This is a genomic window from Robertmurraya sp. FSL R5-0851, from assembly GCF_038002965.1.
GTDB lineage: Bacteria > Bacillota > Bacilli > Bacillales > Cytobacillaceae > Robertmurraya_A > Robertmurraya_A beringensis.
Window position 1 is genome coordinate 3308341 of the sequence record NZ_JBBOOE010000001.1, and the last position, 21747, is coordinate 3330087.

The 21747-nt window shown below is 38.7% G+C and carries 22 protein-coding genes and 1 other annotated feature; of the genes, 1 reads left to right on the top strand and 21 read right to left on the bottom strand.

Going from position 1 to position 21747, the window contains the following annotated elements; translation table 11 throughout:
• Positions 1-6: 6 nt before the first annotated feature.
• The 21 genes from MKX65_RS17110 to MKX65_RS17210 form a co-directional block, all read right to left on the bottom strand.
• Positions 7-1785 (bottom strand): peptidoglycan D,D-transpeptidase FtsI family protein, encoded by a 1779-nt coding sequence (locus MKX65_RS17110; RefSeq protein ID WP_340904713.1) that lies wholly within the window; start codon positions 1783-1785, stop codon positions 7-9.
• Positions 1786-1837: 52 nt separating this feature from the next.
• On the bottom strand, positions 1838-2314 hold the full coding sequence (gene greA / locus MKX65_RS17115) for a transcription elongation factor GreA (protein WP_160547680.1): 477 nt from the start codon (positions 2312-2314) through the stop codon (positions 1838-1840).
• A gap of 169 nt (positions 2315-2483) precedes the next feature.
• On the bottom strand, positions 2484-3119 hold the full coding sequence (udk, locus tag MKX65_RS17120) for a uridine kinase (RefSeq protein ID WP_160547679.1): 636 nt from the start codon (positions 3117-3119) through the stop codon (positions 2484-2486).
• A gap of 6 nt (positions 3120-3125) precedes the next feature.
• Positions 3126-4397, bottom strand: coding sequence for a peptidase U32 family protein (locus MKX65_RS17125; protein ID WP_160547678.1), 1272 nt, complete (start codon positions 4395-4397; stop codon positions 3126-3128).
• Between the two features lie 28 nt (positions 4398-4425).
• Complete coding sequence (locus MKX65_RS17130) at positions 4426-5355, bottom strand: peptidase U32 family protein (RefSeq protein ID WP_160547677.1); 930 nt, start codon at positions 5353-5355, stop codon at positions 4426-4428.
• A 7-nt stretch (positions 5356-5362) separates the two neighbouring features.
• The gene (locus MKX65_RS17135; protein ID WP_340904715.1) at positions 5363-6001 is read right to left on the bottom strand and encodes an O-methyltransferase; all 639 of its coding nucleotides are present in this window, start codon (positions 5999-6001) and stop codon (positions 5363-5365) included.
• A gap of 165 nt (positions 6002-6166) precedes the next feature.
• Positions 6167-7291: an endolytic transglycosylase MltG gene (gene mltG, locus MKX65_RS17140; protein WP_340906299.1), complete on the bottom strand. Its 1125-nt coding sequence runs from the start codon at positions 7289-7291 to the stop codon at positions 6167-6169.
• A 171-nt stretch (positions 7292-7462) separates the two neighbouring features.
• The gene (locus tag MKX65_RS17145; protein ID WP_340904716.1) at positions 7463-7750 is read right to left on the bottom strand and encodes a DUF1292 domain-containing protein; all 288 of its coding nucleotides are present in this window, start codon (positions 7748-7750) and stop codon (positions 7463-7465) included.
• A gap of 17 nt (positions 7751-7767) precedes the next feature.
• Entirely contained in the window at positions 7768-8184 is a 417-nt protein-coding gene (gene ruvX, locus MKX65_RS17150; RefSeq protein WP_119709220.1) for a Holliday junction resolvase RuvX, read from the bottom strand.
• A gap of 3 nt (positions 8185-8187) precedes the next feature.
• Entirely contained in the window at positions 8188-8457 is a 270-nt protein-coding gene (locus MKX65_RS17155; protein ID WP_119709221.1) for an IreB family regulatory phosphoprotein, read from the bottom strand.
• A 134-nt stretch (positions 8458-8591) separates the two neighbouring features.
• Positions 8592-11225, bottom strand: a complete 2634-nt coding sequence (gene alaS, locus MKX65_RS17160; protein ID WP_340904718.1) for an alanine--tRNA ligase — start codon at positions 11223-11225, stop codon at positions 8592-8594.
• 48 nt (positions 11226-11273) lie between these two features.
• Positions 11274-11483: a binding site (T-box leader), on the bottom strand.
• A 60-nt stretch (positions 11484-11543) separates the two neighbouring features.
• On the bottom strand, positions 11544-12623 hold the full coding sequence (locus MKX65_RS17165) for an AI-2E family transporter (RefSeq protein ID WP_340904719.1): 1080 nt from the start codon (positions 12621-12623) through the stop codon (positions 11544-11546).
• An 87-nt stretch (positions 12624-12710) separates the two neighbouring features.
• Entirely contained in the window at positions 12711-12842 is a 132-nt protein-coding gene (locus tag MKX65_RS17170) for a YrzQ family protein (protein ID WP_119709224.1), read from the bottom strand.
• Positions 12843-12863: 21 nt separating this feature from the next.
• Positions 12864-13055: a hypothetical protein gene (locus MKX65_RS17175; RefSeq protein ID WP_066049968.1), complete on the bottom strand. Its 192-nt coding sequence runs from the start codon at positions 13053-13055 to the stop codon at positions 12864-12866.
• Positions 13056-13095: 40 nt separating this feature from the next.
• Positions 13096-13575, bottom strand: a complete 480-nt coding sequence (locus MKX65_RS17180) for a PRC-barrel domain-containing protein (protein WP_160547673.1) — start codon at positions 13573-13575, stop codon at positions 13096-13098.
• 84 nt (positions 13576-13659) lie between these two features.
• Positions 13660-16059 carry an SF1B family DNA helicase RecD2 gene (recD2, locus tag MKX65_RS17185; RefSeq protein WP_340904725.1) on the bottom strand — a complete coding sequence of 800 codons (2400 nt, stop codon included), beginning with the start codon at positions 16057-16059 and terminating at the stop codon, positions 13660-13662.
• Between the two features lie 40 nt (positions 16060-16099).
• On the bottom strand, positions 16100-16750 hold the full coding sequence (locus MKX65_RS17190; protein WP_160547671.1) for a tetratricopeptide repeat protein: 651 nt from the start codon (positions 16748-16750) through the stop codon (positions 16100-16102).
• 109 nt (positions 16751-16859) lie between these two features.
• Positions 16860-17975 (bottom strand): tRNA 2-thiouridine(34) synthase MnmA, encoded by a 1116-nt coding sequence (gene mnmA, locus MKX65_RS17195; protein ID WP_340904728.1) that lies wholly within the window; start codon positions 17973-17975, stop codon positions 16860-16862.
• Between the two features lie 23 nt (positions 17976-17998).
• The gene (locus tag MKX65_RS17200) at positions 17999-19141 is read right to left on the bottom strand and encodes an IscS subfamily cysteine desulfurase (protein WP_160547684.1); all 1143 of its coding nucleotides are present in this window, start codon (positions 19139-19141) and stop codon (positions 17999-18001) included.
• 51 nt (positions 19142-19192) lie between these two features.
• Positions 19193-19612, bottom strand: coding sequence for a cysteine metabolism transcriptional regulator CymR (gene cymR / locus MKX65_RS17205; RefSeq protein ID WP_160547670.1), 420 nt, complete (start codon positions 19610-19612; stop codon positions 19193-19195).
• Positions 19609-20301 carry a YitT family protein gene (locus MKX65_RS17210; RefSeq protein ID WP_160547669.1) on the bottom strand — a complete coding sequence of 231 codons (693 nt, stop codon included), beginning with the start codon at positions 20299-20301 and terminating at the stop codon, positions 19609-19611. The genes cymR and MKX65_RS17210 overlap by 4 nt, the downstream gene beginning before the upstream one ends.
• 150 nt (positions 20302-20451) lie before the next feature.
• On the opposite strand from MKX65_RS17210, the gene MKX65_RS17215 reads away from it, so the two are divergent.
• On the top strand, positions 20452-21720 hold the full coding sequence (locus MKX65_RS17215) for an AAA family ATPase (protein WP_160547668.1): 1269 nt from the start codon (positions 20452-20454) through the stop codon (positions 21718-21720).
• Positions 21721-21747: the final 27 nt, after the last annotated feature.

A 21747-nucleotide genomic window follows, 5' to 3' on the forward strand; every position in this document is an offset into this window, starting at 1 on the left:
AATACATTAACGTTTCGACAGAGGCTCATTATGATCCAAGTTATATACGTTTTTAACCATATCAGCAAATAATCCGTTCACTCCTCCTTCATCCCCATAAACCCCTAAATTTACCGTTACTAGAGCGTATCTAGGGTTATCGTATGGAAAATAACCAGCAAACCATTTATTATGCAATTGTTTCTCCTCTTTAAAGATTCCCGTTTCAGCTGTTCCTGACTTCCCAGCAACCTCATATGGCAGCTCTTGAAACCATCTTCCCGTTCCATTTTCATTTACAACCACTTCACGCAATAATTTTTGAAGCTTCATTGCGGTATAAGGAGAAATAGATTCACCAGGCAGAGCTTGCTTTTCGAATGGTAGTAGGGAGTTCCCGTTTTTGTATTCCACTTCTGAAACCACTCTGACACTCTCTCTGACGCCACCTTTGGCAATTGTCCCCATCATATTGGCAACGGCCAATGGTGTGGCACGAACCTCATGCTGACCGATACCTGTCAAAGCAACAAAATTCTTATCATTTTTAGCATCTTCTGATAAAAACACACGGCCCTTTTGTTCTTCTTGAAGTTGCCTAAAATTAGAGAAATGATAGATATCACCATTCCATCCAACAGAACCGACAAGAGATAATTTATTTGCATACTCCTCAAGTATATTGGGATCAATTTCCTTTAATTCTTTTGCAATCGTTCCAAAAGTATTGTTACAGCTCCTTGCAAAGCTATCCGTAAAGTTTAACATTCCATGATCATACACTAAGTCAGGTTGTCCATTAATTTTTTTACTACAATCATACATTTGAGTGGGGTTGTCTAGTTCAAAGTCAATGGCGGCTCCAGCCACTACCGTTTTAAAAACAGACCCAACAATTTGCTCAGAAATCATCATGTTCTTCAGACCACTCGAAGCATCTTCAAACGGCTTTTCCTTGTTGATAGTGGGTCTTGATACCATGGCAAGGACAGAATTCGTCTCTAAGTCTAAAAGCACAAGTCCCCCTTTACTTATTTGGTATTGATCAACTAAATTTTCAGCCATTTCCTGAATGTCTTTATCTATCGTTGTTTTAATATTAACCGGATAAAAAGGATTGGCTGGTTCGACATATTTCACATCAATCCCAAACAGTGGCCCACCCTTTGCATCAACATGGTAGATAAGCTTGGAATTCCCATCAGGAAGCAAAAATTCATCAAAGCTTTTTTCTAATCCGGTTAACCCAATCACGGTCTGTTCTAGCAAGTCTTTCTCAGGGTATCGTTTTTGTAATTCAACTGTATTTTGTCCCGTAATACCAATAAGTTGCTCAGCTGGATACTCATTTAGCGAATATTTCCTCTCTACAGCAAACACTCCTGGTATTTTCAGAGCATTAATTTGCTCCATTTGTGCATCTGTTAGTTTCAGCGGATTTGGATCACCATAAGCAAATGGGTCTTCCGCTTGCTTCACTCTGTATATAATTGATTCCACAGGTACATTTATAATGTCTGCGACCTGTTCACTATCCCACTCCATATTCTTCAAAAAAGGAAAAAGAATGAGGACCGGAATCTTACGGTGAACAAGTGACTCTCCATTGCGATCAAGAAACCCTCCTCGCCCATTATCAATCACCATTTGCTGTGAGCGTTGAACGACACTTGCTTCAAGAAGATTAATGTTATGATTTGTAAAGTTTTCTGTTGATACGAGCTGTACTTGAACAAGTCTTCCTATTAAGAGACTAATTACTGTTATACAAATAATTAACCATACCACTGCCCGTTTTCTCCACATAAAAAAACACCTCGTCAAAAGTGTTGACGAGGTTTTCTTATTTCAAACCAATTTACTTAATATTTGTAATACGCACATTCATTTCTCCACCTGGAGTTTGAACCGTTACTTCGTCTCCAACCTTCTTACCCATCAAGCTTTTCGCAATAGGTGAATCGTTTGAGATTTTACCTTCAAACGGATCTGCTTCTGCACTTCCAACGATCGAATACGTTTCCTCGTCGCCTCCTGGAAGCTCAATAAACGTAACAGAACGGCCTAAAGCGACCGCATCGGTAGCTAGCTCATCCTCTTTAATAATCTTTGCGTTTCTTATCATATTTTCAAGCGTTGTTATACGACCTTCAACAAATGCTTGTTCTTCTTTAGCTGAATCATACTCTGAGTTCTCAGATAAGTCTCCGAAGCTTCGAGCAATTTTAATACGCTCTACGACTTCTTTACGTTTTACTGATTTTAAATGTTCTAATTCTTGCTCTAATTTTTCTTTACCAGCTAAAGTCATCGGGAAAACCTTTTCTGTAGCCAAAACCCTTCACTCCTTCTAGTTTCACAACCCCCAAATAGATTGTGTATTTTTCTTATGTAGATATTTCTAACGGTAAATGCATAGGAGCGCGTCCTTATGAAAAGGGCGCGCATGAAACGTCCACCTGGACTTATTTTGGGAAACATTTGCATTACTGCTTTTTATTGTTTCATAAAAATGATTTTTGTTCAAGAATTGTTTGAATTTTTGTGACCATCAAATCAATTGCCACAAAATTATGGCCACCTTCTGGAATAATAATATCTGCATAGCGTTTCGTTGGTTCAATAAATTGATTATGCATTGGGCGCACCACATTTACATACTGGTCAATGACTGAATCCATTGAGCGCTCACGTTCTTTTATATCTCTTACCAATCGTCTAATAATACGAAGGTCCGCATCTGTATCTACATATAACTTAATATCCATTAAGTTACGAAGTCTTTCATCTTCTAATATGAGGATTCCTTCAAGGATAATTACATCCTTAGGCTCCACATGGATGACATCACTTGAACGGGTATGAACACTGTAGTCATACACAGGCTTCTCAATCGCTTCGTAGCTGAGAAGACTCTCAATATGCTCAATCAGTAAGTCATTGTCAAATGCTAATGGATGATCATAATTTGTCTTTAGACGCTCTTCGAAAGGTAAATGTGACTGGTCTTTATAATAAAAATCTTGCTCGAGCATTAAAATCGAATGCCCTTTAAATGTCTCGTAAATCGATTTTGTTACACTCGTTTTCCCGGAGCCGGACCCACCGGCTACACCAATAACAACGGGTTTGCGTTTCATGCTAGTTTAAATCTCCTTCCGCATCATGTTGTTCGGGTAAACCGGTTTGTCTAATTTGAACTTTACAATTTGCATTGGATGTCTTGCTGTATCCAGCTCATTGCCATCCTCATCCCAAATTTTTTCAACAACAGTTGTAAAGTTCTCAATTTCAGGTCCAAAAAACTCTACTTCTTGACCAGGTTTAAAGTAGTTGCGCTGCTGAAGTGTGACCATTTGATTTTCAGCATCATAGTCTAACACCAATCCAGCAAAGTCAAAAGTTGTCTTTTTGCTATGATTTCCAAACATCTGCTCTTTATACCCAGGAATTCCTTCAAAGAATGCAGGAGCCGTATCACGGTTTGCACATTTATCAAGTTCTTCTAACCATTCTTTTTGGATAACAAAGTTCTCTGGGTCCGCACAATAAGCATCAATTACTTTACGGTACACACTAACTACTGTTGCCACATAGTGAATGGACTTCATACGACCTTCAATTTTCAAACTATCAATGCCAAGCTCAATCATTTGTGGAATTGACTCAATTAGCTTAAGATCCTTAGGGCTCATTGCAAATGGTGCATCACCTTCGCTAAATTGAGCGACTTCATCTTGTTGGTCAAGCTGATACAAGTCATAATCCCATCGGCAAGACTGGCAGCATCCACCGCGGTTTGAGTCACGAGCGGTCATATGATTACTTAATGTACAGCGTCCAGAGTACGCGATACACATTGCACCATGGATGAATGTTTCAATTTCGATATCGACTTTCTCTTTCATTTCTCTTATTTCTTCCGCACTAGTTTCACGTGCAAGTACCACACGCTCTAATCCTTCTTCCTTCCAGAATTGGACTGCTTTCCAATTGGATAAAGATTGTTGTGTACTTAAATGCACCTCAATTTCAGGTGCTAATCGACGACATGTTTCTATGATAAGAGGATCAGCAACAATAATACCTGCAATACCTGCCTCTTTTAACCCAAGAATATAATCTTCTAATCCATCTATATTTTCATTATGAGCAAAAATATTTGTTGTTACATAGATCTTCGCACCATATTTTTTAGCAAACTCTACTCCCTCTTTCATTTCATCAAAAGTAAAGTTCCCTGCGTTTGAGCGAAGTCCGTATTCTTGTCCACCGATAAATACAGCATCTGCCCCGTATTGGACAGCAATTTTTAGTTTCTCAAGATTCCCAGCAGGTGCAAGTAATTCTGGTTTTTTTACTATTACTCGCTTTCCATTCACAATCTGTGAGATTTTATCGTTTACTACGATAGACATCTTTTTCCCTCCTTAACACATGTTTTTATTAATAAACGGTCTCTTTGAAGAAAAATCCAGTATCTAAAGGACGATTCTTTGGTTGAATCTCTTCTACTTCCTGTAATAAGTCATCCTTTACTTCTTCGTACTGATCAGGATTTTCTGCACATAGATCAATTGCTTTTCGATATAGTTCTGTTACTTTTAGAATGTATTCTGATGTTTGCAAAATACCATCAATCTTAAGAGAATCAACTTCTGCTTCAATAAGCTCTGTTAACTCATCAATCATACACATGTCATTTGGACTCATAATATGTGTGCCGTTCGCATCTTCAAAAATTGGATATTTATTTTCTCTTTCCTTATCGTGAAGGAACATGTTGGCATTTTGAGCACGGTTTTCTACCACTAGTGCTTTTCCTTGGTACTCATAATAATTCCCCAAGAGTGAACGCTTAGACTGGAACATGGCGGTCATCCCGTGGACTTGTACCTCAATCTCCACCTCGGCATGCTCTTTCATTTCTACAATCGCATCCATATTGATTTCTCTGGCAAGGACAGAGCGCTTAGCCCCTTTTCTACCCCAATAATTACATGTATACCAGTTCGTGGCAGTTGTTTCTGTATTCCAATGAAGCGGTAAATCAGGTGCAGCTTCTTTTGCTACCATTAAAACCGCTGGATCACCGAAAATGATTGCATCTACGTTTGCTTCTTTTACAAATCTTACATAATCATATAATGCTTCAATGCTTTCATTGTGGAAGATCGCATTCATCGCTACATACACTTTTTTCTGAAAAGAATGGGCAATTTCTACGGCCTTCTTTACATCTTCTCTTGAAAATTCTCCAGCCAAACGAAGACCAAATCGTTCCTCTCCGATTACAAGAGCATCCGCTCCAACTTTACATAATGCTTCTATATCTTTAATCGTCTTAGGTGTAACTAATAGTTCTGGTTTTTTCATGATCTCTTCACCTCTTTTTACTAATTGCTACTCCATCGCCTACAGGAATAATGACCGAATCGTATTCTCCATGTTCCATTAGCCATTTGTTAAAATCTTTAATTTTTGAAACCATACTTCTTACTCGTTTACTCTCAATTGTATCCTCACAGACTAGTCCTTTAAACAGAACGTTGTCAGTTATGATGATCCCTTTGTCACCTAAATACTTTGAATATATTTCAAAGAACTTCGTATATTGCCCTTTAGCTGCATCGATAAAAATGGCATCGAATAAACCAAATTTTTCTATTAGTGATTCTACTTCTAGCGCATCACCTTTGATAATCGAAATTTGGTGTTCTTTGTTTGCACGTTTAATAAAATCCTCAGCGACCGTATAGCGCTCACTGTCCCGTTCAATGGTGACGATGTTCGTTTCTGGAAGAACAGTCGCCATTCGTAAGGCAGAATATCCAATAGCAGTACCAACCTCTAAAATCTGTTTCGGTTGGGCAATCCTTAGTATTTGGAGTATCGTTTCGATTCCTGACAGTTCCATGATAGGAACTTGATGAGTTTTCGCGTATTGCTCCATTTCTTCGAATAAATCCGATCTATTTTGAATGAGCTCTTCTATATAAGAATGCAGCTTCTCCGTTTCCAAGCTGCGTCACCTCTTTTGTTTAGACATGAAAAAATAGCGTTCACAGCAATTCACAGGGATTCAGCACAGCTAAATATGGTCTTCTGTGGTTGACGCTATTTAAAAACACTTGAACTATTCTATCATAATAGAAGGAGAAATGCGAACATTTCTCCTTGAAACAGATTAATTGATGTGCTCGGCCTTTTTTGCATTATGCTCGTCAAGAGTTTTTGAGAATAATACATCACCAGATGCAGTTGCTAAAAAGTATAGGAAATCCGTCTGGGCAGGATGTAAAACAGCTTCAATTGATACAGTACCTGCATTAGCTATTGGGCCTGGTGTTAAGCCTTGGTATTTGTAAGTATTATATGGGTCGTCAATCTCCAAATCCTTATACAACACCCTATCCTTATGTTCTCCATGAGCATATAAAACGGTAGGATCTGTTTGTAAAGGCATTCCTGTTTCTATACGATTATAAAAGACACTTGCAATTTGATCACGTTCAAGTTTTTCAGTAGCTTCCTCTTCTACCAAGGAGGCAAACGTTAGTAATTGGTGTGCAGTATACTGTCTCTCAGCCATATCTCCCTCATACTCACTAATAACCTTTTCCGTCTGATCTAACATAACCATGATAATTTCTTCCACTTTTGTATCTTCTTTATAAAAAGGATAAGTTGCAGGGAACAAGTAGCCTTCTAATGGATACTTGACATTTTCCGCGAGAATTTCCTCGGTTAATAAATCTGGGTATTTATTCATAAGAGCTTGTATAAATTCACGGTCATTTAATTTTGCAAAAACATCTGCTTCTGACTGGTTTGTTTTTTCTGCGATGATTTTTGCGATTTCTTTTAACTGTTTTCCTTCAGGAATGGTAATTTGAAACACCACATCTTGCTCTACCTTACCTGTCTTTAAGCTTTCAATGATACTTGGCAAGGTCATAGAAGGTGAAAGTTCATAGTTACCGGCCATAAACCCTGACTCGTTCTTAAACTTAACAAAGTATTTAAATACACGTGCATCTTTAATAATTCCATGTTCCTCTAATATGTTTGCAATACCAGTAACTGAAGATCCAATTGGTATTTCTACTGTCATTTCTTTTTTATTCTCTGGGTCTACGGGCTTTAGTGCTGATTTAATATAAAAATATCCTCCACCAGCCGTAATTGCTACCAGTAGGAATAATATAATTGAGATGGTTAAGACAATTTTCCTTACAACTCTTGCCTCGCCTTCCCTCTCAATCATCTTTTCTCGGATGATTGCTTTTTTATCAGGCCTGTTACCTGTCATCTCTTCCTTTTGCTTCTCTTCGGTTGACAAAGTTTCCCCTCCAATTCACAGGGCTTATTCTTACTATTCCCTTATAACTATTCTCGAATCATTATACTATATTTTTCGACAATAGAAGTGAATTTTCGCAAAAAAATAGCGGATAGCCTATGCTATCCGCGTTTTATCTTCCTATTCTTCGTCTTGCTCTTCTAGGAATGTATTTAACATTTCTTCAATTAGGTCCCACTCTTCGTCTGTTTCGATTGGCATTAACTCACCATCATTATTATCTTCGGTTGGAACAAACGCAGACGCATGAATTTCAATTTCTTCATCATCGTTTTCATCTGCTCCAATTGGATAATAAAGTACATAAGACTTACCAAACTCATCAGAATCAAATGTAAAAAGCACCTCACAAAGTTGCTCGTTACCTTCTTCATCAATTACTGTAATATTGTTTTCTCCATGTTGCATTGAAAAATCACCTCAAGTTATTTTTGACTATCTAAAAAGCCTTGTAAGATCATAGCTGCTGCCATTTTATCGATTACTTTTTTACGTTTTTTCCTACTAACATCCGCTTCTAGTAAGACACGTTCCGCAGCAACCGTAGTCAGGCGCTCGTCCCATAGGAATACTGGCAAGGAAAACCTCTTTTCTAGCTCACTAGCGTAAAATTGACTCGCTTCCCCTCTTGGTCCAATGGTTCCATTCATGTTTTTAGGCAGCCCTACTACTATTTTTCCTACTTCATACTTTTCTATTATTTGACCAATCTGGTCAAAACCAAACATTCTTTCATCTTCATTAATTTTAATTGTTTCTAATCCTTGCGCCGTCCAGCCAAATTCATCGCTAAGCGCAACGCCGACCGTTTTACTGCCGACGTCAAGACCGAGAATTCGCATACGTTAAGAGCCCTCTCGTTGTGTTTTTAAATAGCTTTTGACAAGCTCCTCAATAATTTCATCTCGTTCAAGCTTTCGAATGATGTTACGAGCATCACGATGACGAGGAATATAAGCAGGATCTCCAGAAAGCAGGTAACCTACAATTTGATTAATTGGATGATATCCTTTTTCTTGAAGAGCTTCATGTACTTGAAAAAGGACTTCCTTCACGTCATGTTCGATGGGCTCTTCTGGAAAATTAAACCTCATTGTTTTATCAAATGTACTCATTCTCTTGCACCTCGCTTCATCTAGTAATCGCTAACTTACTTCCCTTATATAGAAGTATCTATCATCAAATCTATCCAATGGAAGAAATATTTAGTAGTCTAATCTCCTTCATTTTACACTACTTTTCTTGAATATCAAACGGATTTAACCCATTCTTCTACAAAACTTAGAGCAGAATCCAGCTTCCCAGCATCTTTTCCTCCTGCTTGGGCCATATCTGGACGTCCACCACCGCTACCTCCGCAAATAGTAGCAACTTCTTTAATAATTTTTCCGGCATGATAGCCTTTTTCAATTAAGTCTTTTGTTACACCAGCAATTAAGTTTACCTTATCGTCGTTTACGCTTCCAAGTACGATTACTGCAGAACCTAGCTTTTGCTTCAAATCATCGACCATGTTTCGTAGTCCGTTCATGTCTGCACCTTGAATTCGAACAGCAAGAACTTGAACACCGTTCACTTCTTTTACATTATTAACCAAATTGCCTGCTTCAATATTTCCTAACTTCGCTGCTAAAGACTCATTTTCTTTTTGAAGCTGCTTTTGTTCACTTAACAGTGCATCGATTCTAGATGGTACATCTTTTAGGTTCGTTTTTAACTTTCCTGCCGCATCTTTTAAAATCTGGATTTGGCTATGCATTTGCTTAAATGCACCTTCCCCCGTCACCGCTTCAATACGACGAGTTCCTGCTCCAATTCCACTTTCTGATATGATTTTAAAGAGACCAATGACTGAAGTATTAGGAACATGGCAACCACCACAAAGTTCTAAACTGTAATCTCCGACTTGAACCACACGTACGATATCACCATATTTTTCACCAAATAGTGCCATAGCTCCCATCGCTTTTGCCTCAGCAATTGCTTTAAAGTCTGTTTGAACAGTTAGAGATTGCCAGATTTTTTCGTTTACAATCTTCTCTATTTCTTCTAATTCCTCTGGTTTTACTTGGCCAAAATGAGAGAAGTCAAAACGAAGTCTATCTTGTTCTACTAGAGAACCAGCTTGGTTTACATGTGTTCCAAGAACATCTTTTAATGCTTGATGTAATAAATGGGTTGCCGTATGATTCTTAATAATTTTTCCTCTATTGTTCTCGTCAACAACCGCTACTACCTGGTCATTAACCTGTAATTCTCCAGATTCAATCAGTACGCGGTGAAGATTTTGTCCATTTGGTGCCTTTTGTACATCTTTTACCGCCGCTTTTACACCTTCGCTTAATAGTGTACCAAGGTCAGCTATTTGCCCACCACTTTCAGCATAGAAAGGCGTGACATCAAGTATTAATTGGATTTCTTCCCCTTCACTGGCCTTGTCGATTTTCACACCATTTTGTACGATAGCAAGAACCTTTGATTCAACCTTTAACTGATCGTAACCAACAAACTTACTTTCTACTTTAATCTCACCAAGTTCTCCACCTTGTACCTGCATAGAGTCTACATCTTGTCTTGCTTTACGTGCACGCTCACGCTGAAGCTCCATTTCGATCTCAAAACCAGCGTGGTCAACCTTCATTCCCTCTTCTTCACCATACTCCTCTGTTAATTCAACTGGGAAACCGTATGTGTCATAAAGACGGAAAACGTCGGCACCCTGAATCGTATCACTTCCAGCTTCCTTTTCTTTTTTGATAACCGCTGCAAGAATTTGAAGCCCCTCATTCAGAGTCTCATGGAATCTTTCTTCTTCATTCTTTATGACCTTTTGGATAAAGTCGGTCTTATTCTTTACTTCTGGATAAAAATCAACCATAATTTCCCCAACAACAGGAACCAGTTCAAACATGAATGGACGGTTGATGTTAATTTGCTTGGCAAAACGTACGGCTCTACGAAGCAATCTTCTTAACACATACCCTCGTCCCTCATTGGAAGGAAGTGCACCGTCACCAATAGCAAATGCCACAGTACGAATATGATCTGCAATGACTTTAAATGCTACATCAGACTCTTTACTTTTCCCATACTTTGCCCCAGAAATCTCTTCTGTTGCACGAATAATCGGCATAAATAAATCGGTATCAAAATTAGTAGGAACATTTTGAACAACCGAAGCCATTCTTTCAAGTCCCATTCCGGTATCAATGTTTTTCTTTGGTAGTGGAGTATATGTACCATCGGGATTATGATTAAATTCTGAGAAAACTAAGTTCCAAACCTCTAAATATCTGTCATTCTCTCCTCCAGGATACAACTCCGGATCACTTTCATCATTTCCATAGTCAGGTCCACGATCATAGAAAATTTCCGTATTTGGTCCACTAGGGCCTTCCCCGATATCCCAGAAGTTCCCCTCTAATCGAATAATTCGCTCTTCCGGTACCCCAATTTCTTTGCTCCAAATGTCAAACGCTTCGTCATCTTCTGGATGAATCGTAACAGAAAGTTTTTCCTTATCAAAACCTACCCATTTTTCATCAGTTAAAAATTCCCATGCCCAATGGATGGCTTCAACTTTAAAGTATTCTCCGATCGAGAAATTCCCTAACATCTCAAAAAACGTATGATGTCTTGCTGTTTTTCCAACGTTTTCAATATCGTTCGTACGAATAGATTTTTGTGCATTTGTAATTCTAGGATTATCAGGAATGACACGTCCATCAAAATATTTTTTTAATGTCGCTACCCCACTGTTAATCCAAAGCAAAGATGGGTCATCATGAGGAACAAGTGGAGCACTTGGTTCCACTGCATGTCCTTTTTCTTTAAAAAAGTCTAAATACATTTTTCGAATTTCTGAGCCTGTAAGCTTCTTCATTTATTTTCCCTCCAACATTTTCTCAACAAAAAAAGCCCTTCATCCCAAAACAGGGACGAGGAGCTTGCTCGCGGTACCACCCTGATTATGAATGCCAAAAAGCACTCATCTCTCAAAGACCTTTAACGCAGGTTAACGGCAGGAATTAGCTGCACTCCGGAATAGCTTTCTGTCATCCTTCGTCTAGAATTTCTTTCAGCCAAGGAAATTCCTCTCTACAGACGGTCTATCACATACTTGTTCCTTCAACATGTTTTCGTGAATTTTGAACTTTATAGTACGAATTATACTGATATGCTTTTATATTTGTCAACGTTGTCACATCAATTGATTATCGGATACATCTTTTGAAAAGTGTTGCTTGGCATGAAGAAGGCTCACCTTTAGAATGGCCATAATTGGTACGGCTAAGATCAGGCCTAATATTCCACCTATTTCACCACCTGCCAAAAGCGCGAACATAATCACTAAAGGATGCATATGCAAGCTCTTACCAACAATAAATGGAGATAATATATTTCCCTCTAAAAATTGGAGTAGAGCGATGATAATCACTACGAAGAGAATCATTTTTACACTAATTGTTGCAGCGATAATAACAGCTGGCACTGCACCGATAACAGGTCCAAAATATGGGATAATATTAGTTATCCCAACAATTAATCCAAGCAGCAGCGGATACCGTAAGTCGATGAACCAGAAGGATAAAGCTGAAATGGTACCAATCATCACGCATACTAAAAGCTGTCCCCTAATATAACTTCCTAGTGATTTGTCCACATCTCTTAAAAACAGTGTTCCCCCACTTCGCCATTTTTTCGGTGTAATATACCATACTGCCTTCTTTATCTTTTCATAATCTTTTAACATGTAAAAGGCGATAAAAGGGACGATAGCAAAAAGAAGGGCTGAATTGATGATTCCCATCCCTAAATTAACGGCTCTTGTTAGAGCATTATCAAGCATTCTTTCTACCCCTACAATGCTAGTATCGATCCTTTCTTGAAAAGCTACAGGCCAAGTAGAGGTTTTATCCTGAATTTCTTGAATCCACTCTCTGTATTGATTGGCGAAGCTTGGTGCATTTTCAGTCAAATCTCGTAGCTGGTGTATAATTGCCGGAATACCATTATACAGTGCTACACTTACACTTCCAAAAAACAATGTATATATAATTAAAACAGCTAACCATCTTGGTAAATAATTTTCATGAAGTGTTTCCACTACCGGGTGCATTAAATAAGAAATAAATGCAGCGATCATAAATGGAAGTACGACGATCATCGTGATTTTAAAAATGGGCAACCAGATGGGCTGTAGTTTCAGAAACACAAATAATACAATGAATAATAAAAGCAGGAAACCAAGCCGGTAATACCATTTTAAACGAATGTCCATTGTATCCACTCCTTGTCTATAGTTTAAAGTGGAATAGCAAGAATTATACAAAAAGAAAAGCCCCTTTTTCAGGGACTTTTCTTTGTATTAAAACATTTTTGAAATTCTTCGCTGCATTTTTCTCATTCCACGCCCTGACATCATTTTGTTTTTGCGAGCGTAATTATATGCAACAACACCTGCTCCAATTGCAATTGCAGAAGTTACCATTCGATTCATTTACCTCACCTCTTAGTAGATTTATGAGCTATATCGGCGTTCATCTTCTCCAAAAAGATCGTCTAATGAGCTTAATGTACCGTCTTCCTCAACTTGGTGAGTATTAATGATTCCTTTTGCTAAAGTTAGTTCAATGAAGCAGTTCCAGCAATAGTATTGGTTAATTCCAATTTTCCCGATATCTTTGCTTTGGCAGTTAGGGCATTTTAACATCGTAGACACCTCACGTATAGGTATATCTTAAGGATTGCTCCTAAGATTTTTTTACGTTCACGATGATGGCGTCTTTTCCATACTGGAGGGGTTCATCCGTTTTGATGACACGCTTTCCTTCTTTGATGTCTGAAAAAAAGCCATCCGAACATTGATACCCTACGATTGTGCCCAATTCTTCCATAAAATATACATCCTCAATCAACCCGAGCTGCTCTCCTTCAGTAGATAACAGCATATTCCCGGATAGACTTCGACAAAATGCAATGGAAGAATCACTGCCCCTTTTGATTGGTTTTAGCAAAGTTCGGTCTTCAATCATTACTCCATCCGAGCCAAAGGAAGTGACGTCTTGAATATCAAGCTGTGCGGTCCTTTTAACAAGCATTCCTTGCTTTACTAACAAGAATTGGACCGAGTCACTAGTCGCAGAAATAATGAGGTCATTGACTTCACCAACCTTTGATCCGCTTTCTTTCTCGTACACACTAACTCCCTTTAGCAATGTAAATGTCCGCAAGATACCACCTCTTTCGAACATTACTATTGTTCACGATGAAGCAAAAAATCATAACGAGAAACGATTTCCAAATGGAATGGTTGATCAGCTTCCCATAAAGCTATATGGAGTAATACCTTCCATGCCAATCATTGGGTCTATAGACAACAAGTGTTCCTCAGCATTTTGTATCGTACCTTTTTCGCTTTTGCTCTCATTATGGATTCCAATGTCTTTTTCCAATTTCATTCGTAAGGTGGTCAATCTTTCTTGCTCATCCGATCTCGAAATACCGACCCTTAAAGCCTCTTCTTCTCCACAAAGGATCAAAAACTGTTTACTTCTCGTAATAGCTGTATACAAAAGATTTCTTCGCAGCATTCGATAATAGCTTCTTACTACGGGGAGGATTACAATCGGAAATTCACTCCCTTGAGACTTATGAACGGAGCAGCAATAGGAATGGGTGATTTGCTGAAGGTCTTGTCTTGTATATGTAGCTTCTGCACCCTCAAAAGATACAACCATCATATCCTCTTTTTCCGTATTTTCTTTTGCATAGAAAATGGATACTACTTCCCCTATATCACCATTGAACACATTATTTTCCGGCTGATTTACAAGCTGTAACACTTTATCGCCGACACGATAGGTCACATCTCCGTACTTTATTTCTTTCCTCGTCCCATCAGGGTTTGGGTTAAAAATGTTTTGCATTAACGTGTTCAAGCGATCGATACCAGCAGGTCCTTTATACATCGGTGCAAGAACCTGTATATCTTTTGCTGTATAACCCTTACTTTTCGCATTTCGGACGACCTTCTCAACTACATCCGCAATTTGGTTTGCGTTACATCTAAAAAAGGAGCGGTCTTTTTGTTGCATACTTATATTGGCAGGTAACCGTCCCGATTTAATTTCATGAGCAAGTTCAATAATAGAGGATCCTTCCGCTTGGCGATAAATATCTGTAAGCCTAACAACGGAGAGAACTCCGCATTCTAGAAGGTCCTTTAAGACCTGACCCGGACCTACAGAGGGTAATTGATCCTCGTCCCCAACCAATATCACTTGAATCGATTCAGGCAGTGCTTTAAATAGCTGATTAGCAAGCCATATGTCAAGCATGCTCGTCTCATCTACAATTAAAATTTTCCCTTCTAACGGGTTGTCTTCATCTTTGCTGAACCCTTCAACCCCATTCCATCCTAAAAGCCTGTGGATGGTAACTGCAGGAAGTCCTGTAGATTCCGTCATTCGTTTTGCTGCACGGCCCGTTGGCGCTGCCAATATAAACGGAAAGGGCTCGTCTCCTTTATAATCATTTGGATCTAAAGAGCAGCCATGTAATTCAGCATACAGCTCTACAATCCCTTTAATAACCGTTGTTTTCCCTGTACCTGGCCCACCTGTTAAGATTAGCATCGGTGACATCAGAGCCGTCTGAATCGCATCTTTTTGTGTTGGAGCATACTGAACACCTAATCGTTCCTCAAGATTTCCTAGGGCGAGTAAAAATTCAGAATCAGGAAACTGATTTTCATATTGTGTTTGAGAGACGATTTTTTTTATACTTGTAACAAGTCCCTTCTCGGAGAAAAATAGGGAAGGTAAATACACCCTCATTTCTTCAACAATGATTTTCCCTTCTTCTTCGAGCTTAACTACTTCTGCTCCAATCGGTGAAAAGTCAATTTCATCACGTTTATTTTCTTCTAATAATGTCTTTACCTTATCCAGTAATAATCCTGTTTCCATATAAACATGACCATTTTGCATACACTCAACCTCAAGTGTATATAAGCAGGCCGCCTTGATACGATCTGGGTGATGACCGGAAATCCCAAGTTGAAACCCTAGGTCATCTGCCCTGGTAAACCCAATACCTTGAATATCTTCAACAAGCTTATAAGGATTGGACTGTATCACTTCTACTGTCTGGTCTTTATACGCCTGATATATCCGCATAGAAATTTGCGGACCAAATCCATATTGATTTAAAGCAACCATCGCTTGTTCTAGTCCTTGATGCTCAATTAGGGTATCATAAATTTCCTTTGCCTTATCCGGAGGAAGCTTAGGAATTTCATCAAGTACGGACGGTTGTTGCATGATTTTAGAGATGGCATTCTCTCCTAAAACTTCTACAATTTTCTCTGCGGTTTTCTTTCCGACTCCTTTAAAAAGCTCGCTTGATAAATAGCTCACTACCCCTTGTTTTGTTTGGGGTATATCCTTTCGAAAATGGGTTGCGTGAAATTGTTGACCGAATTTCGGATGATCCTTTAACTCTCCATAAAATATGTACGTTTCCTGTTCATGAACTTTTGGAAAATATCCGGTGATTACAGCTTCTTTATCTTCATAATTCTCATTCGTTTCTTCCACGCGAATTCTTAGAACGGTGTACAAATTTTGTTCATTATGAAAGATTGTGACAAGATGCTTTCCTTTTATAAATATCCCTTGATCCTTAAATAAATCGAGCGTTTCTTGTCCCTCCAAAGAACTTCCCTCCTTATAAAAAATCCGCTACGAATGAAGATTACTCTTTTTCGATTAATTTCTTTCCGTAACCTGCTAGAAGATGATCAGGTTGTAATTCCAATGCCTTTTCAAACATATCAAGTGCTTTTTTTCCATCTTCCTTAAAACCATATGCAACACCAAGATTATAATAAGCATCAGCGTGTAAAGGATCTAACTCTACACATGCGTTAAATTGCTTAATCGCCTCGTCAAGTAGTTCTTGATTTGCTAAACATAATCCAAATTGAAAACGAGCTTCTGCATCATCTCCATTTAGCTCCACACTTCTTTGCAAATAAGGTAAGGCAAGCTTAGGCTGCTCTAACTGAATAAGCGTAAATCCAAGCATAAAATAATTATCACTAGAATGTAGTCCCTTTCTCATTGCTAGTTCAAACATATTTTTTGCTTCTTCTAGTTGTTCATTTTCAAAATATAGGTTTCCAGCATTATAATAAGCAGTTGCCGCATTTTCATCGATTTCTATCGCTTTCTGAAAAAATTTGAGTGCCTTCTCATTTTCACCAACTGCTGATAATACGTTTCCAAAATTTATATATGATACCGCATCCTTCGGGTTATCCTCAATTGCCTTCATAAATAATCCAGCAGCTTCTTCCCACTTTCCCTCCTTCATCAATTGAATCCCTTTTTCATTTTTATCCATAGTACACGCTCCATTATTTATTGTCTTTTATTATTATAACTTCTTTTCATCTAGTTTTGTCCTTTTTATACATACGAAAACCTCGACCATAAGAATCGAGGTTTCCTCCTTACCCTACATAAGTTAATTGCTTTTCGTCACGGAATACTTGATCAATGGTTCCTCCGCCAAGGCATTCATCCCCTTGATAAAAGACAACTGATTGACCAGGTGTAATCGCTCGGATTGGCTCAGCAAATATCACCTTTACTGTCCCATCTTCTAATCTGTGGACAGTGACTTTGTTATCAGGCTGACGGTAGCGGAATTTAGCCGTGCACTCGAAAGTCTGCATCACTTCCTTGTCCGTAACCCAACTAACATCAACCGCAATGATTGAATCAGAGAACAATTTATCATTATGAAATGCTTGTCCTACGAAAAGTACATTGCGCTCAAGGTCTTTACCGATAACAAACCAAGGGTCACCCGCCCCACCGATTCCTAAACCATGTCTTTGACCGATTGTATAGTACATTAACCCATCATGCTTACCGACAACTTCTCCCTCAAGTGTTTCCATATTCCCAGGCTGTGCTGGTAAGTAATTACTGAGAAATTCTTTAAAATTACGCTCGCCAATAAAGCAAATCCCTGTACTGTCCTTTTTTGTCGCAGTTGCTAAATTGGCTTCTTTAGCTATCTCTCTTACCTTTGCTTTTTCAATATCTCCTATTGGAAACATCACTTTTTCAAGTTGGTTTTGAGAAAGCTGATTTAGGAAATACGTTTGATCCTTGTTTTCATCTATTCCACGGAGCATTTTGTATTCCCCATCGCGGTATTCAACTCTTGCGTAATGCCCAGTTGCTAAATAGTCCGCACCTAGCTTCATAGCATGCTCTAAAAAGGCTTTAAACTTAATTTCCTTGTTACACATCACATCAGGATTTGGGGTTCTTCCTGCTTTATATTCTTCTAGGAAGTAAGTAAACACTTTGTCCCAATATTGCTTTTCAAAATTTACTGCATAATATGGTATACCGATTTGATTACAAACTCGAATTACATCCTCATAATCCTCAGTAGCCGTACAAACACCAAATTCATCGGTGTCATCCCAGTTTTTCATGAATATTCCGATCACATCATACCCTTGTTCTTTTAAGAGTAATGCTGCTACAGATGAATCTACTCCCCCAGACATACCTACGACAACACGTATGTCCTTGTTGTCTTTTTTCACTTTCTTCACCTCATTCGCAAGCTTTACCGTGTCAGCCTACTTACTATTCTCGCCGTAACTTCAGCTGAACGTTCAACCTGCTCTTTTGTATTATAAAGGCCAAAGCTAAATCGGATAGAGTTTCTCACTCGTTCTGATTCTTGACCAAACATTGCTACTAAAACATGAGAAGGATCAATCGAACCCGCTGTACAAGCAGAACCACTTGATACAGCCACACCTTCCATATCCATATTCACAAGCATTGATTCGACATCTGTGCCTGGAAAGCTTAAGTTTAGTACATGTGGGAGGGAATTTTCAAGTAATCCGTTTACTGAGAGTGTAATATCTTTCGATTGAAGTGATTCAATCAGGAGTTTTTTAAACTCGGTAAATTGCTCGACCTTTTCCGCTCTATCAATCGAAGCTATTTCAACCGCTTTAGCAAAACCAGCGATAGACGCTACGTTCTCTGTTCCCGCACGTCTTTTTCGTTCCTGTTCTCCCCCGAAGGAAAGTGGCGTTAATGCTGTATTTTGCTTTACATATAAAAATCCAATTCCTTTAGGTCCATTAATTTTATGTGCTGAGACGGATAACAAGTCCACACCAAGCTCCGTTACATCCAAATCCATTAAACCAAAGGCTTGAACAGCATCTGTATGGAATTTCGCTTGATGATCTTCTAATAGCATGGCAATCTCTTTAATCGGTTGTACCACTCCAACTTCGTTATTACCGTACATAATCGTTACGAGAATCGTTTCATCTCGAAGTGCTTTTTTAAAGTCTTCGATCGAAATTTGCCCATATTCATCAACTGGTAAGTAGGTTACTTCAAAACCTTCTTTTTCAAGACTTTTACAAGCGTGCAAAACGGCATGATGTTCGATCATGGTAGTAATAATATGGTTACCATTCTTTTGATAAGCTTTCGCCACACCTAAAATGGCAAGATTATCACTCTCTGTGCCTCCACTTGTAAAAATGATTTCTTCCGATTTTGCTCCAATGCTCTTCGCAATTTTTGAACGAGACTCGTCTACGATAGATCTTGCCGACCTTCCAAAAGAATGAATACTAGAAGGATTCCCGAATTGCTCTTTCATCACAACAGCCATCGTTTCAATGACATCCGCATGAACTGGAGCGGTTGCTGCATGATCCAAATATATATGATTCAACATGTTCACCCACTTAAAAATATCCACTTGAAACTAGCTTTACCTTTTTTCCTATATGTAAAACATATAGGAATCTGACTCTCCGTCATCTGTGTGGCTTGCTAAATCTTCTAGTGTTGTATTATCTAAAACACCTTTCACAGCATCACGAATTCTCATCCATAATGCACGCTTTGCAGGCTCTTCATCTTCAATCCCTTCAACGGGACTTATAGGACCTTCTAACACTCGGATAATATCGCCTGCGCTAATTTCTGTTGGTCCCTTTGCTAACACATAACCACCATAGGCCCCACGAATGCTCTTAACAAATCCAGCGTTTCTAAGAGGAGCAATTAATTGCTCTAAATAATGCTCAGATAAATCATTTGCTTGAGCAATCGTTTTAAGGGATGTTGGTCCTTCGCCATGTTTTTTGGCAAGCTCGATCATAATTGTTAATCCATAGCGGCCTTTTGTTGATATTTTCATAAACTAGCACCTCGATTACTAATATCTTCTTTTGTATGATCTGCCATTCTTTTAGCGGATTGTAATTTACTAAGGAAATGATCTGTTAGTTTTTGGCACTGTGGCAAAGCAATGCCAACGATAGGTCCAATTACAAAGCTAAACACGACGGTACCAATAAATACGGGCCCACCGAGTTGCCACCCAACAATCAGTACAAGAATTTCAATACAGGCCCGAACATATGTAACCTTCCAACCTGTTCTACCCGTTAAAACAATCATTAGGCTGTCTCTTGGTCCAGCACCGAAAGTTGCAGAAATATATAACCCCATTCCGTAGCCATTTAATAGAAGACCCGCGGCAAACATCAGAGATTTTCCAACCCAATCATCAGGTGTTTGAATGATCGGAAGCAGAAAATACATATCAATAAAAATGCCAACTAATAGCATATTTAAAAACGCACCAATTTTAGGAAATTCCTTAGAAATAATTGTTGCTAAAGTCAAGATGGCTACCCCAACTAAAATTGACCATGTACCAATCGTTAGCCCAAATTGGTAATGAAGGCCCACATGAAGAACATCCCATGGAGTAGCACCAATATCAGCCTTGATTAATAATACAATTCCTAGGGACATAATTAACAAACCTAAAAAATAAATAAAAAATCTTGGACCCACTTGCCCTGTCTTTTTAAAACCCATTACCAATCAATTCCTCTAAACAAAATGGTTTCTTGTAAATCTTAACAAAATCCTGACTTATTTGATAGACATTTGACATTATAGCATAATAGTATGCAAAAAACACGAACGTATGTTACCTTTAGGTAAAACGATAAACGGGGCGATAATATGAACGGGAAGCCACTTGCCTTCCGAATGCGACCAAGGACAATTGATGAAATTATTGGCCAGCAGCACCTCGTCGGTGAAGGAAAGATTATTCAGCGTATGGTAAAAGCAAAACAGCTTTCGTCCATGATTCTTTATGGACCACCTGGTGTTGGAAAAACATCCATTGCTAGCGCGATTGCAGGTAGTACAAAATATGCCTTTCGCACCTTAAACGCCGTAACAAATAACAAAAAAGATCTCGAGGTGGTTGCTGCAGAAGCAAAAATGTCAGGTAAAGTAATCCTTTTACTTGATGAAGTCCACCGTCTCGATAAAGCAAAGCAAGATTTTCTTCTTCCACATTTAGAAAATGGTGCCATTGTCTTAATTGGGGCAACGACTAGCAATCCGTATCATGCCATTAATCCAGCGATTCGTAGTCGATGCCAAATCTTTGAACTAAAGCCATTAACAGCTGAGGAAATAATAAAAGCACTTAATCATGCCTTGAATGATAAAAACCGGGGATTAGGAAATTACAATGTGCACATATCAAATGAAGCAAAAGAACATTTTGCAAGTGCTTCAAACGGCGATGTAAGAAGTTCTCTTAATGCCCTTGAACTTGCCATTATTTCTACGGAACCTGATGAGCATAGTGTTATTACCATTACTCTTGAAATAGCTGAAGAATGCCTACAAAAGAAGAGCTTTTCACACGACCGCGATGGGGATGCTCATTACGATGTTCTTTCTGCTTTTCAAAAATCAATACGAGGTAGTGATGTAAATGCAGCACTTCATTATTTAGGAAGACTCGTAGTCGCAGGTGATTTAGTTAGCATCAGTAGAAGATTGATCGTTATAGCGTATGAAGACATTGGTCTTGCCAATCCTCAGGCTGGTGCGAGAACCTTGGCTGCCATCGAAACAGCAGAACGTCTAGGATTTCCTGAAGCTCGAATTCCTTTGGCTAACGCTGTTATTGAGTTATGTCTTTCTCCTAAGTCTAATTCTGCCTATAAAGCATTGGACCTTGCGATTGCCGATATTGAAGCAGGTCTAAGCGGTGAAGTGCCCTTACATTTGAAGGATGCCCATTATAAAGGAGCCGCCTCCCTAGGAAGAGGGATTGATTACTTATATCCACATGATTATGAAAACGGCTGGGTTAAACAGCAGTACTTACCTGACAAAATCAAAAAGAAGATTTATTTTAAGCCGAAAAAAACCGGCAAGTTCGAGCAAGCACTTGCTTCTATCTATGAAAAGCTGATGAAAAATTAACGGACAAGGTGTATGCTTGTCCGTTTT

What these genes read in the sequence shown, in the direction of transcription:
- mltG (WP_340906299.1), bottom strand. Translation starts at nt 7,291, where the DNA reads ATGACAGGTAACAGGCCTGATAAAAAAGCAATCATCCGAGAAAAGATG.
- alaS (WP_340904718.1), bottom strand. Translation starts at nt 11,225, where the DNA reads ATGAAGAAGCTTACAGGCTCAGAAATTCGAAAAATGTATTTAGACTTT.
- MKX65_RS17125 (WP_160547678.1), bottom strand. Translation starts at nt 4,397, where the DNA reads ATGTCTATCGTAGTAAACGATAAAATCTCACAGATTGTGAATGGAAAG.
- ruvX (WP_119709220.1), bottom strand. Translation starts at nt 8,184, where the DNA reads ATGCGAATTCTCGGTCTTGACGTCGGCAGTAAAACGGTCGGCGTTGCG.
- MKX65_RS17175 (WP_066049968.1), bottom strand. Translation starts at nt 13,055, where the DNA reads ATGTTAAAATGCCCTAACTGCCAAAGCAAAGATATCGGGAAAATTGGA.
- MKX65_RS17190 (WP_160547671.1), bottom strand. Translation starts at nt 16,750, where the DNA reads ATGGATAAAAATGAAAAAGGGATTCAATTGATGAAGGAGGGAAAGTGG.
- MKX65_RS17165 (WP_340904719.1), bottom strand. Translation starts at nt 12,623, where the DNA reads ATGGACATTCGTTTAAAATGGTATTACCGGCTTGGTTTCCTGCTTTTA.
- MKX65_RS17170 (WP_119709224.1), bottom strand. Translation starts at nt 12,842, where the DNA reads ATGAATCGAATGGTAACTTCTGCAATTGCAATTGGAGCAGGTGTTGTT.
- MKX65_RS17215 (WP_160547668.1), top strand. Translation starts at nt 20,452, where the DNA reads ATGAACGGGAAGCCACTTGCCTTCCGAATGCGACCAAGGACAATTGAT.
- MKX65_RS17210 (WP_160547669.1), bottom strand. Translation starts at nt 20,301, where the DNA reads ATGGGTTTTAAAAAGACAGGGCAAGTGGGTCCAAGATTTTTTATTTAT.
- MKX65_RS17145 (WP_340904716.1), bottom strand. Translation starts at nt 7,750, where the DNA reads ATGCAACATGGAGAAAACAATATTACAGTAATTGATGAAGAAGGTAAC.
- cymR (WP_160547670.1), bottom strand. Translation starts at nt 19,612, where the DNA reads ATGAAAATATCAACAAAAGGCCGCTATGGATTAACAATTATGATCGAG.
- MKX65_RS17110 (WP_340904713.1), bottom strand. Translation starts at nt 1,785, where the DNA reads ATGTGGAGAAAACGGGCAGTGGTATGGTTAATTATTTGTATAACAGTA.
- MKX65_RS17130 (WP_160547677.1), bottom strand. Translation starts at nt 5,355, where the DNA reads ATGAAAAAACCAGAACTATTAGTTACACCTAAGACGATTAAAGATATA.
- udk (WP_160547679.1), bottom strand. Translation starts at nt 3,119, where the DNA reads ATGAAACGCAAACCCGTTGTTATTGGTGTAGCCGGTGGGTCCGGCTCC.
- MKX65_RS17155 (WP_119709221.1), bottom strand. Translation starts at nt 8,457, where the DNA reads ATGAGTACATTTGATAAAACAATGAGGTTTAATTTTCCAGAAGAGCCC.